Origin of the sequence: Akkermansia massiliensis, assembly GCF_023516715.1 — a bacterium.
GTDB lineage: Bacteria > Verrucomicrobiota > Verrucomicrobiia > Verrucomicrobiales > Akkermansiaceae > Akkermansia > Akkermansia massiliensis.
In genome coordinates this window covers 1,243,611-1,255,985 of record NZ_JAMGSI010000002.1, presented here as the reverse complement: position 1 = coordinate 1,255,985, position 12,375 = coordinate 1,243,611, and the positions used below count along the sequence as shown (strand labels likewise).

Genomic DNA, 12,375 nt, shown 5'->3' with positions numbered 1-12,375 from the left:
GGCTTCCATCAGGAGTGGTGGAAGGCCGTGCCTTCTTCCGCCGTCATCGGGGAAGTGACCGGGTGTTTCTCGAAGAAGGCCAGCATGCGCTTGAAGTCTTCCAGGAACAGGTCTGCCAAGTCCTTGGTGAAGCCCTGGCGGACCATCACGCGCATCACCACCGTATCCTGGCAATTGGCAGGGAGGGTGAAGGCGGGCACCTGCCAGCCGCGGGTTCTCAGCTTGTCCGAAAGGTCGAAGAGGGTATAGTTCGTCTTGGCTCCGTCCTTGATGAAGAAACAGACGGCGGGAATGCCCTTTTCCGGATCGCCCGTGCAAATGAATTCGTACGGCCCGAGCTTGGAAACCTCATCTGAAATGTACTTGGCCACTTCATAGGCCTGGGTATGGATGTTGGTATACCCTTCCTTGCCCAGACGGATGAAGTCATAATACTGGCAGATGATCTGTCCGGCCGGCCGTGAGAAGTTAATGGCGAAGTTGGGGATTTCACCGCCAAGATAGTTGACGTTGAAGATCAACCCTTCAGGCAGGTCGGCGATGTCTCTCCATACCACCCAGCCCACTCCGAGCGGAGCCAGGCCGTATTTGTGGCCGGAAGCGCTGATGGACTTGACGCGGGGAATGCGGAAGTCAAAGACAATGTCCGGAGCGCAGAACGGGGCCAGGAAACCGCCGCTGGCGCCGTCCACGTGGATGTCCACACTGATGCCGGTCCTGTCTTCGTAATCGTCCAGGGCCTTGGCAATCTCCGCCGGCAGTTCATAAGCGCCCGTGTAGGTCACGCCGAACGTGGGAACCACCACGATGGTGTTTTCGTCAATCTGTTCCAGCATGCTGTCCACATCCATCTTCCATTTTCCGGGTGACATGGGGATTTCACGCATTTCAATATCCCAGTAGCGGCAGAACTTGTGCCAGCAGATCTGGACGGGCCCGCATACCAGGTTGGGCTTGTCAGTGGGTTTGCCGGCAGCTTTCTGGCGGGCTCTCCAGCGCCACAGGGCGGCCATACCCCCGAGCATGCACGCTTCACTGGAACCGATGGTGGAACAGCCGATGGGTTTTTCATCCTGGCTGGCGTTCCAAAGGTTGGCAATGATGGCAGCACAGCGCATTTCAATAGCGGCTGTCTGGGGATATTCATCCTTGTCGATCATATTCTTGTTAATACTGATATTCATCAGCATCCTGACCTGCTTTTCATCCCACGTCTGGCAGAAGGTGGCAAGGTTCTGGCGGGCATTGCCGTCCAGCATCAATTCATCGGACACCAACTGGAAGGCGTCCTCCGCACGCATGGCGTAATCCGGGAACTGATCCTTGGGCAGTAGGTTGTCTGCTTCCGGAGAGCCGAAAATGGAATTTTCTGCCCGGGCTGTATCGGGTTTTTGATTTGGATCAAACATGACGGTATCTATTGTTTCATCATTTCCGGGCCAGCCGTGAAAGACCGCCCGCATGAAGGATAGAAGCTTCTACGAACAAAAGTGTTCATATTTCTATTGTCATTCACCCCCGCATAACTTTTCTACAAAAATACAGGAACAAGCTTTATTTTATTATCCATGCGTTACTAAAAATCATTAAATTACAAAATTTGTTATATTTCCTGACCTACACTCATAAAACACCCTATGTATGACACAGGCCATATTTTCACAGATGAGGGGCCCGGACGTTTTCAGCTTCAACGGCCAAGCGGAATAATATGTTAGAAGAGCCTTGCGCATAGCATGACATCCGTTGAGAAAAAACGCGCTCAAAAGACTCTTATAGTTTCCAGACACCGGTGCCAGCGCGCGCAAAAGCCCCCACCCGGGCGCCCGGGCAAAAGACGGCTCAGGTCTGGTACCTAACAAAGAACCTTACCGCATACTAATGAAACCAAAATTTGCAGTATCCGCCATCCTTCTCCTGATGACAGCCTCCCTGGCGCAGACGGGAACAGCCCAACAGGCTGAAGACCTCTATCAGGGCACCGTTGTCACGCGCCAGGAGACGCAGGACAGCATCACTTACACCTTGAAGGAGGACCTGAGCTTTTCCGGATTCCGGACGGAAGACACCGTCTTCGCAGGCAGCGTCTTCTTCAATCAGCTGGCAGACCACACCCGGCCCGCCAGCGAGTCCGTCATGACATTTACCGGCACGGGAATGTCCATGAGCTTTGACGATTGTTCCTCCATCCACAGCGACCGCTGGGTCAATGACAACGAAGGGGGAGGCGCCATCCGCGGAGAAACGCTCACCTTCACGGACATGGGCGACCTTTCCTTCAACAACTGCAAATCCATCGTGAATGCGGATACGAATGCCGGGGGCGCCGTGAACGCAAGGGGTGACATCACCTTCTCCCACATGGGCAATATTTCCTTCACCAACAACATGCTGGGTGACGACAGCCAGCAGGGGCAAGCCCTCGGAGGGGCCCTGTTCACGTGGGGAAAGATCGACTTTGAAAATACCAAGTCCATCCTGTTCAGCGGAAACTCCACCGGACACTCGCCCACGAGCGCCCACTCCAACATCGGGGGCGCCATTTATGCAGGCGCGCATGATTCCACTTCTACGGCAACCAAGGCTTACATTCCCGCCGGGGAATATGCGCTGACGTTCCAGAACGTTACCGGAAACATGACCTTTGAAAACAATTCCGCATGGATAGCCGGCGCCATTTACGCTTATGCAGGCGCCGTAGACGGCTACGATAATACCGGAGGCGGCATGAAGATAGCCGGCGTCACCGGAGACGTGATTTTCAGGAACAACCGGGCGGACGCCGGGGAACTGGCCTCCGACTGGAACGGCAACTTCGGCGCAGTATACAGCGGCCAGGACCTGGACATCTCCAACATCGGCGGAGACCTGCGCTTTGAAGGCAACCAGGCCAGCAACAGCGCCGGGGCATTCGGCGTCAGCGGAAACTTCAACCTCAATAACATCGGCTCCATCACCTTCATCGGCAACCACGCGGACAAGACGTATGCCGTAGGCTGGATCAGCAAGGACTGGAACGTCACCAATACGGGAAACATCACCATTTCAGGAAACAGCTCGGACAATCAAATGGGAGGTGTAGCCGTCTTCGGCAATACCACGTTCAGCAACAATGGGGACATCACTGTGGAAGGAAACTCCACCAAGGGTTCCAACGGAGCCCTGCGCTTTTACGGAACGTTCAGCGTGACGGATGCAGGGAACATTTCCCTTTCCGGAAACAGCGCGGACCAGTACAACGGCGCCATTGAGGTGACCGGTAATACCTCGTTCACCCGGACCGGAAACATCTCCATGGACAATAATACGGCGGGCTGGCACTACGGCGTGGGGCAGTTCCACGGGAACCTGTCCTTTGCCAACACGGGAGACATCTCCATTTCCGGCAACAAATCCACGGACTACGGTTATGGCGCCCTCCTGGTGGATGGGAAAACATCCTTCGTCAATACGGGGAAGGTCACCATCTCCGGCAACTCGGCCAAATGGGACGTTGGAGCACTTCAGGGGGCCAACGGCCTGGAGTTCATCAACAACCGCGGCGGTGTGCTTATTGAGAACAACTCCGTTGACGGTGTTGCGGGAGCCATGCTCCTCTATTACAAGGATGCCGTCTTTTCCGCTGACCAGGGGGACATCATCGTGAAAGGCAACACGGAAAAACGCGGCGGGGCCAACCCTATTCTGAACTCCCTGGTGTTTGGAACCAACGGAAGCGCTTCCATGGACAGCGTGGTGCTCCGCGCGCAGGAAGGAAGGACGGTCACCTTCTACGACCCCTTCCGGAATGAAGGCGACGGAGCGGAGTATGACAACATTGTCTATGACTTCAACAAGTCCGAAGGAGTGGATACCACTCCTTACAACGGAACGGCTCCGGAATTCACCGGAACCATCCGCTTTTCCGGAGCGGAGGCGGACAAGCTGATCACCCAGGCCGCCGGAGAAACGGAAGCCGACTGGCAAAACCGGCTGGCGGAGTCCAAGTACTTCAATGTCAGCGGAAAAACCACCTTGTACGATGGTACCCTGATTCTGGAAGACGGTGTGACATACGGCAACAAGGACCTCACCAAAGACTCATCCTTCACTGTGAATAAGGGCGTTCTGGAAATCACGGGAAACAGTTCCGTGAACAGCAGGAACATCACCATTGAATCCGGCGTGACCCTGAGAACCGGAAGGGGCGCCGCCTTCCATGCGGACACGATCGACATCAGCAAGGGCGTCATCTTTGACTTCCGCCCCTTCATGGACGATTACAGCTCCGGCCTCAGCATTGAGCAAGCCAACAGCCACACCATGGGCGGCTCCATGGGAGTAGCGGATTCCCTGGAGGATTACGCCCACAAGAGATGGGCCGAGAAGCAGCGCTTCCTGGCCATGGCCATCGGGGAAGCGGCCATTCCCGGAACTTCCGGGGATTTTGACGACATCTATTCCACAGCCACCGGAACCAATACGGTCAACTCCCCCTATACCTACGAAGGGTACTGGACCAAGGAATGGGAAGACCTGGACGGAGACGGAATCAACGACCATCTGTACGCCGTCTGGAACCCCACCGCCGGCATTGAAGAGATTCTCCCGGAACTGGACGGGGCGGACATCGGCAACTCCATGTGGAGCTCCGCTTCCAACATGAAGTCCGTTTCCAATGCCGCTCTGGGCCAGGTGGGCATCACCCGGTTCCTGATGGGTCCGAAGAATAACTTCTGGATCAAGGGAATGGGAGACTTCACCTACCATGCCACCCGCGACGGCATTGACGGCTACGACTACAATGGCGGCGGCTATGCCGTGGGTGCGGACCGCAGGTTCACCCCGAACACCATTCTGGGCGCCGCCTTCGGCAACCTGTACGGCACCAACAAGAGCCGCAGCTGGCCCAGCGAAGTGGACCAGACCTCCTACGTTGCCCTGCTTTACGGAGCATGGAGAAAGCAGCTTGCCCCCAAGGACATGCTGACCATCAGCGGAACAGCCGGCTTCGGATGGACAACCAACAAGCTGGACTCCTATTATGACGGAGGGGCTTCCCACGGCAAATGGCAGAACAGAATGGGCTTCGCCACCCTTCAGGCCACGTGGGACCACAGCCTGAACAAGGGCTGGACGCTCTCCCCCTTCCTGGGAATCGAGTACACCCAGGTCAACCAGAATTCCTTCACGGAAACGGGATATGACGCCCGGCACTTCGACCGCGGGAATCTGAAGAACCTGAGCCTGCCCGTGGGCGTAGGCGTCAGCAAGGCCCTGCAATTCAGCAACGGCGTGCTGTGGGTGAACAGCCTGTCCGTAAGCTACGTGCCCGACGTGGTGCGTGACAACCCGGAAACCAGGGCCACGCGCCTGCTGAACGATTTCAGCTGGACCGCGAGGGGTTCCCGCCCGGACCGGAACGCCGTACGCGTCAATTACAACAGCACCGTCGTCATCAACCCCAAATGGACGGCCTACGCCGGCTATGAATTCGAAGGCAGGAGCAAGTCAACCTACCACCGGGTCAACGCCGGGGTAAGCTACGCCTTCTAAGTCGCGCATGACGGCAGCGGGCACGTTCCGCTGCCCTGCGCCCCCTGCCCAGTCAACGGGCTGCATTCCTCCGGGATTGCAGCCCGTTCGATTTTTTCCGGAAACCGGCAGCAACAAGCGTAAAGAACGCACTGGCCATTTCACCGGAAATGCACGCGTCCGTTGCTTTCCAGGAGGCAGAACAATTAAAAAAATGGACCGGCCGGCTACACCGGAAACCCCGTCATGGAATCATGCGTGGGAAGCTTCCCTTACATACAGCACATGCGGATACAGGACGGAATCCGGAGCTACTTTGGGATGGTTGAATTCCGCCGTCTTCCTCATTCCGGCACGCTGCATCACGGCCTGGGAAGGAAGATTCACACAGACGGTGAAGGAATACACCCGGTCAAGGCCCAACCTGGCAAAACCGTGCTCCAAACAAGCCCTGGCCCCTTCCGTGGCGTAGCCATGCCCCCAGGCTTCCGGCACAAGCCGCCAGCCTATTTCCACACAGGGCGTGAAGTCCGCTTTAAAATCCGCCCAATGAAAACCAAGGAGGCCGATGAGGGAGCCGGAAGATTTCAGCTCTACGGCGTACACCCCGTAACCCTTTTCATCCAGTTCCGCCCGCAGGCGGTTCCACATGGCGCGGGATTCCTCCTCCGTCATGACGGCGGGGAAGAAACGCATCACCCGGGGATTGGCGTTCATGGCCGCAAAAAAGGGCCAGTCCCTTTCCCCCCACGCCCGGAATGCCAGCCGTTCCGATTCCGGCAAGAGCAGTTTTCCTCCCGGCATGGCGCTAGTTGTACATGGAAAGTTCCGTTTCCAGCTCCGGACAGCGGTTCACGCGGAACCGTTCGTCCAGCTCCAGTATTTGACTATGGCCCAGGCTGTCCTTGATCGTGAGATTGACCTTGGAACGACCGGGGTACCTTTTCAGGATGTCCCGTATCTGCTCCAGATTTTTCCTCGTGTGGCGCAGGGGGCTGACAATGATATTCAGAGGGCCCTGGTCCCCGGCCTTGGACTTGCGCCTCCTGCCTCCCAGCGGGTCCACGCTCTGCGCGGCCACGCTCTTGGCGGAAGTGCGGTCATCCTCCCGGATGTTGGCGCGCACGGAGACGAAGACGCCCGGTTCCAGGCCGCCTTCCATTTCCAGGGCCTTTTCATAGACATCCGACCACAGCAGCACTTCAATGCTGCCGGTAAAGTCTTCCAGTGTGAGGATGGCGAATTTCCTGCCTGCCTTGCTGATCTTGGGGATGATGGAGCGCACCATGCCGGCGATCTGGTGCTTCTGCTTGAGTTCGTGCGACTCCAGCGCGTCAATGAGACCGATGCGGGTGTATTTTTCCGCATCAATGACGCCGCGCATGGAGTCCAGCGGATGGCCGCAGAAGTAGGCGCCCAACAGGTCCTTTTCATCCCCCATGCGCTGCTCCTTGGACCATTCCAGAACAGCAGGCTCATCCTTCACCCTGGGAGCTTCAAAAGTCATGTCAAACAGGGCGCCCTGCCCCAGGGCCTTGTCCTTGTGCACCTGGGATGCGCCGCTGAGGGCCAGGTCCACCCGCTCAAACAGGGCGCAGCGCGGTTCCAGCGTCCAGTCCAGCGCTCCCGCGCGAATCAGGGATTCCAGAATCTTCTTGTTGACGGATTTGGAATCCAGCCTGTTGCAGATGTCCTCCATGCTGGTGAATTCCCCGTTTCTTTCCCTTTCCTCCAAAAGAATCTGCATGGCTCCTTCCCCCACATTCTTGATGGCCGCCAGTCCGTAGCGCACGGCCAGCTTGCCGGAAGGCGTTTCCTCCGGAGTGAATTTGAGCATGGATTTGTTCACGTTGGGGGGCAGGATTTCAATGCCCATGCGGTTGGCTTCCTGAATGAACACGCCGATCTTGTCGTTGTTCGCTTCATTGGACATCAGGCCGCAGAGGAATTCCACCGGGAAGTGTGCCTTGAGGTAGGCCGTCCAGTAGGAAATGTGGCCGTAACAGGCGGAGTGGGATTTGTTAAAGCCGTACCCGGCGAATTTCTCAATCTTGTCAAAGATGGCCGTAGCCGTCTTTTCATCAATCTGGTTGGTTTTCCAGCACCCTTCCACGAAGTGGGCCTTTTCCTTGGCCATTTTTGCAGGGTCCTTCTTGCCCATGGCGCGCCTCAGCAGGTCGGCCCCGCCGAGCGTGTAGCCCGCCAGCAGCTTGGCCGCCGCCTGAACCTGTTCCTGGTAAATCATCACGCCGTAGGTCTCTCCGCTGACCTGTTCCAGCAGCGGGTGTTCATACACCACCTGGCGCAGCCCCTTCTTGACCTCGATCATTTCATCCATGAACTGCATGGCTCCCGGACGGTAAAGGGCCAGCAAGTCAATGATGTCTTCAATCTTCTGGATGCCGTAGCGCCGGCAGGTATCCACCATGCCGCCGGATTCCAGCTGGAACACGCCCATCGTGTCCCCCCTGTTCAGCAGGTCCAGCGTTTCCCGGTCATCCAAGGGCACGGAATCCAGCTTGAAGTCCGGCACGCGCCAGCGGGCGTATTCCTCCGCATCATGCATGACGGTCAGGGTTTTCAGACCCAGGAAGTCCATTTTCAAGAGACCCACTTCATAAATCGCGCTCATGTCGCACTGGGCGACGACGGCTGCATGAGGATCAGACAGGTCGTCACGGGTGAGCGCCACATGCTCGTCCAGCGGACGGTCACCAATCACGACGCCCGCCGCGTGCACGCCCACGTTGCGGATCAGCCCTTCCAAGCGCGTCGCATAACCCCAGAGCTCCGCGTATCCTTCATCGGAGGCGATCAGCTCCCGCAGTTCCTCACTGCTCTTGTAGCTGGACTGGAGGGTTACCTTGGGACCGGGTTCAATCAGCTTGGAAATGCGGTCTCCATCCGCGTAGGACATGTCCATCACGCGGGCCACGTCCCTGAGCACGGACTTGGCGCCCATGGTGCCGTACGTGATGATGTGAGACACGGCGCGCTCCCCGTATTTCTGCCGCACATAGTCAATCACCTCCGGACGGCGCGTCTGGCAGAAGTCAATGTCGATATCCGGAGGGCTGACGCGCTCCGGGTTCAGGAAACGTTCAAAGATCAGCCCGAACCGCAGGGGGTCGATGTTCGTGATCTTCATGGCATACGCCACCAGAGAACCGGCGGCGGAACCGCGGCCGGGCCCCACGGGAATGTCATGGTCCTTCGCCCAGTTGATGAAATCCGCCGTAATCAGGAAGTAGGAGGGGAATTTCAACTGGTTGATAATCCCCAGCTCATAATCCAGGCGGTCGCGGAGTTCCTTGTCCTTAGCCACGCGTTCTTTGCCGTACCGCTCCTCCAGTCCTTCATAGCATACCTTGCGCAGGTAATCCTCACGCGTGGAGCCGTCCGGAGTGCCGAATTCCGGGTATTTTTCCGTACTGGCGGAGTCCAGCTTGATGGTGACGTTGCACCGTTCCGCGATTTTCAGCGTGTTTTCCACGGCGTCCGGATAGTCCCTGAACACCTCCCTCATTTCCTCGGGGGATTTCAGGTAGACTTCCGTGGAGTAGCGCATGCGCTTGGGAGAAGCCAGCTTTTCGTTGGTGCCGATGCAGATCAGCACGTCGTGCATGTCGTGGTCCTCCTTCCGGAGGAAGTGCACGTCATTGGTAGCTAGAATGGGGGTATTGGTCTTGCGGGCGATGCGCACCAGCTCCGGCAGGCATTTTTTCTGCTCCTCCATGCCATGGTCCTGAAGCTCCACAAAAATGTTGTCGTCCCCGAAGATATCCTTCAGCGCCAGGAGGGCTTCCTCCGCCTTTTCAGGCTGGTCATTGAGCAGCCATTCGTTCAGCGGCCCGGCAAGACACGCCGTACAGCAAATAAGGCCTTCATGGAATTCCCGCAGGGTTTCCATGTCCACGCGGGGCTTGTAATAAAAACCTTCCAGATGGGACCGGGATACCAGCTTGACCAGGTTCTGCCAGCCGGTTTCATTTTCCGCCAGCAAAAGCAGGTGCGTATATTTGCGGCGCCCGGGAAGCTGTTTTTTCACGCCGATGGGCGTGGGGGAAAGGTACACCTCGCAGCCGAAGATGGGCTTCACCTCCTGCTTCTGCGGTCCTTCCGGATGTTCCTTGTTCCAGGCGGCCACGGATTTGTTAAGGCTGTTCGCCTCCATGACCAGCTCAATGGCTCCGAAGAGGTTGCCGTGGTCCGTGATGGCTACGGCCGGCATTCCCATGCGGGAACATTCGGCAATGAGGTCCTTGATATGGACTGCGCCGTCCAGCAGAGAGTATTCCGTGTGATTGTGAAGATGTACGAAGGAACCGGGCATGAATGAAACCTGTAGGCAGTGAATAAGGAGAATCAGGAGTTAACGGGGCATTCAGCCTTCATGGCTTCCACGCATTCCCGGATGAGGTCCGGCCCGCGGTAAATGAACCCTGTGTAGAGTTGCACCAGGCTGGCCCCGACCTTGATTTTCGCGACGGCGTCCGCGCCGCTCATGATGCCGCCTACGCCAATGATCGGGATGCGCCCCTTCAATTCGGAGGCGAACGCTCCAATGACTTCCGTAGACCGCGCCGTCAACGGCGCGCCGGACAGGCCGCCGGCTTCTTCACGGCGCGGGCTGGCTTCCACCCCGGCCCGGGAAAGCGTGGTGTTCGTGGCAATGAGGCCGTCCAGGCCTTCATCCAGGAAAACGCGGCTGAGTTCCGCAATTTGCTCATCCGTCACATCCGGCGCCACCTTCATGAAAATGGGCACATTGCGTCCGGTTTCCACAGCCAGGTTGGACTGCTCCGATTTCAGGGATGCCAGCAGGCGCGCGGCGGGTTCGGCCGCCTGAAGGTCGCGCAGTCCGGGCGTGTTGGGAGAAGAGAAGTTGATGGCAATGTAATCCGCCACGGGCCATGCCGCACGCAGGCAGGTCAGGTAGTCCTGGGCCGCATCTTCATTGGGCGTCACCTTGTTTTTTCCGATGTTAACTCCCAGGACGCCATGAAAACGGGTGGCGGAGCGGATGTTCTCCACTCCGGCGGCAATGCCTTCATTGTTGAATCCCATCCGGTTGATAATGGCCTGCTGGGGAATCAGGCGGAACAGGCGGGGTTTGTCATTGCCCGGCTGCGGCCGCGGCGTCAGCGTGCCTACTTCCACAAAGCCGAACCCGGCCTGGCCGAAGGCGTTCACCGTATCCGCCTCCTTGTCCATTCCGGCGGCGAGACCCACACGGTTGGGGAATTTCATCCCCAGGATTTCCACGGGGTCGGAAGGAACCTCCCCCATCAGAAGGGGCAGTACGCGCATCTTTTCTGCCAGGCGCAGCCCCCACAAGGTCACTTTGTGGGCGGTTTCCGGATTCATCTGGAACAGTACACTTTTAGCGGCGGAATATAAGGCGGGTGACACGATGCGGGGAGTGTATCACACCCTCCTTTAGGGTCAAGAATGGGAAGCGTCTTGCCGGGATGATTTTATCCGGTACAATTCCCTGCCATGAACAGGAAGGAACGCCTCTCATCCTGCCGGCTATACGGCATCGCGGATATGGGATATACCGCTGAACATCAATTAATCTCCGTTACGGAAAAATTGCTGGCGGGCGGTCTGGGCATCCTCCAGCTCAGGGCGAAAAACCATGATCCGGAACATATCGCGCGCATGGGTAGCCGGCTTGCCCCGCTGTGCCGCGAATACGGCTGTCTTTTCATCATCAACGACTATCCTGAAATTGCCCTGGGCACAGGGGCGGACGGCGTCCATCTGGGCCAGGACGACGGGGAACTGGCTCCCGTGCGGGCCATGCTGGGGGCGAACGCCATCATCGGGCGTTCCACGCACAGCCCGGAACAGGCTCTGGGCGCGTTCCGGGAGCGGGCGGACTACATCGGATTCGGCCCCTTGTTTCCCACGGGCACCAAGCCGGGAAGGCCGGCGATCGGCCTGGAAGACATTGCAGGCGTGCGGCGGCAATTGCCGGAAGAGTTTCCCGTCTTCTGCATCGGAGGCATTAATGGAAACACGCTGCCCTCCGTTCTGGAGGCGGGAGCAAGCAGGGTCGTCATCGTTTCCTGGCTGCTTACACACCCGGATATAACGGAAACGGTCGCGGCGCTTAGAAAAAGACTGGGAGAAGCGTGAGGAAAGACGCGCCTTCCCGGGTATTGCATTCCACTTCCGCGGTTACCCCTGTCTTTCCTCTACCTCCGGAGAAAGAGCCGGACGGGAAATCAGCAGGACCGCCGTATCTACAATCATTTGCAGGATGCGGTCCTGATCCTTCATCCACGGCTCCTTGTCATGAAGTTCCAGCCGTGTGACGTATTTCCCCAGCGTGGCATGGAAAATGGAACTCATGATATGTATGTGCCAGGATATGGAAAGCTCATCGTCCCATGGGCAGAATCGGCGAACCCTCAACGTCATCTCCCGGATGAGCGGAGCATAGAATTCATCGTAAATCTTCCTTCCCAGGTATTCCGGTTCCTGGGGCAGCCGCCACAGCAGGCGCGCGTGATCCGGACCGCCCAGATTTTTATCCAGCAGCAAACGGAAAGCGGGCTCAATGAAGGCACGGGCATACGCCCTGAGGGACGGATGAAGGTCCGCTTCTTTCAGCATTTTCATGCGCTCCTCCATCAGGGGTTCCGCATATTGCCTGAAAACGGCCAGGTACAGTCCTTCCTTGTTTTCAAAGTAGTAAACAATGGAGGCCAGATTCACCCCTGCTTCAGAGGCAATCGCCCTCATGGTCACTCCGTCAAATCCCCTGAGGGCAAAAAGTTTCTGCGCGGCACGGAGAATTTTACCGCTGGTTTCCGCAGAGCGGTCCGACTGGGATTTGCGGATGGAAGCCAT

Annotated in this window: 7 protein-coding genes; 2 read left to right on the top strand and 5 right to left on the bottom strand. The window is 57.6% G+C overall.

The window, feature by feature from the left end:
* Window positions 1–8 precede the first annotated feature (8 nt).
* Window positions 9–1,409: a glutamate decarboxylase gene (gene gad / locus M8N44_RS12930; protein ID WP_102728561.1), complete on the bottom strand. Its 1,401-nt coding sequence runs from the start codon at window positions 1,407–1,409 to the stop codon at window positions 9–11.
* A gap of 472 nt (window positions 1,410–1,881) precedes the next feature.
* On the opposite strand from gad, the gene M8N44_RS12925 reads away from it, so the two are divergent.
* Window positions 1,882–5,535 carry an autotransporter outer membrane beta-barrel domain-containing protein gene (locus M8N44_RS12925; protein ID WP_022396579.1) on the top strand — a complete coding sequence of 1,218 codons (3,654 nt, stop codon included), beginning with the start codon at window positions 1,882–1,884 and terminating at the stop codon, window positions 5,533–5,535.
* A 231-nt stretch (window positions 5,536–5,766) separates the two neighbouring features.
* Here M8N44_RS12925 and M8N44_RS12920 read toward each other — a convergent pair whose 3' ends face one another.
* Genes M8N44_RS12920 through M8N44_RS12910 form a run of 3 tightly spaced genes read right to left on the bottom strand, consistent with a single transcriptional unit; the run spans window position 5,767 to window position 10,926 of the window.
* Window positions 5,767–6,318 carry a GNAT family N-acetyltransferase gene (locus M8N44_RS12920; RefSeq protein ID WP_102728470.1) on the bottom strand — a complete coding sequence of 184 codons (552 nt, stop codon included), beginning with the start codon at window positions 6,316–6,318 and terminating at the stop codon, window positions 5,767–5,769.
* A 4-nt stretch (window positions 6,319–6,322) separates the two neighbouring features.
* Complete coding sequence (dnaE, locus tag M8N44_RS12915; RefSeq protein WP_102728469.1) at window positions 6,323–9,847, bottom strand: DNA polymerase III subunit alpha; 3,525 nt, start codon at window positions 9,845–9,847, stop codon at window positions 6,323–6,325.
* Window positions 9,848–9,879: 32 nt separating this feature from the next.
* Complete coding sequence (locus M8N44_RS12910; protein ID WP_102728468.1) at window positions 9,880–10,926, bottom strand: quinone-dependent dihydroorotate dehydrogenase; 1,047 nt, start codon at window positions 10,924–10,926, stop codon at window positions 9,880–9,882.
* Window positions 10,927–11,013: 87 nt separating this feature from the next.
* Here M8N44_RS12910 and thiE point away from each other — a divergent pair, with 87 nt between their 5' ends.
* A complete protein-coding gene (gene thiE, locus M8N44_RS12905; RefSeq protein ID WP_102728467.1) occupies window positions 11,014–11,658 on the top strand; it encodes a thiamine phosphate synthase in 645 nt (214 codons plus the stop codon).
* A 42-nt stretch (window positions 11,659–11,700) separates the two neighbouring features.
* Here the strand turns inward: thiE and M8N44_RS12900 are convergent, their stop codons facing one another.
* Window positions 11,701–12,375, bottom strand: a complete 675-nt coding sequence (locus tag M8N44_RS12900; RefSeq protein ID WP_022396574.1) for a TetR/AcrR family transcriptional regulator — start codon at window positions 12,373–12,375, stop codon at window positions 11,701–11,703.

Coding starts and splice junctions, on each gene's coding strand:
- thiE (WP_102728467.1), top strand. CDS start 11,014: ATGAACAGGAAGGAACGCCTCTCATCCTGCCGGCTATACGGCATCGCG.
- gad (WP_102728561.1), bottom strand. CDS start 1,409: ATGTTTGATCCAAATCAAAAACCCGATACAGCCCGGGCAGAAAATTCC.
- M8N44_RS12925 (WP_022396579.1), top strand. CDS start 1,882: ATGAAACCAAAATTTGCAGTATCCGCCATCCTTCTCCTGATGACAGCC.
- M8N44_RS12920 (WP_102728470.1), bottom strand. CDS start 6,318: ATGCCGGGAGGAAAACTGCTCTTGCCGGAATCGGAACGGCTGGCATTC.
- M8N44_RS12900 (WP_022396574.1), bottom strand. CDS start 12,375: ATGGCTTCCATCCGCAAATCCCAGTCGGACCGCTCTGCGGAAACCAGC.
- dnaE (WP_102728469.1), bottom strand. CDS start 9,847: ATGCCCGGTTCCTTCGTACATCTTCACAATCACACGGAATACTCTCTG.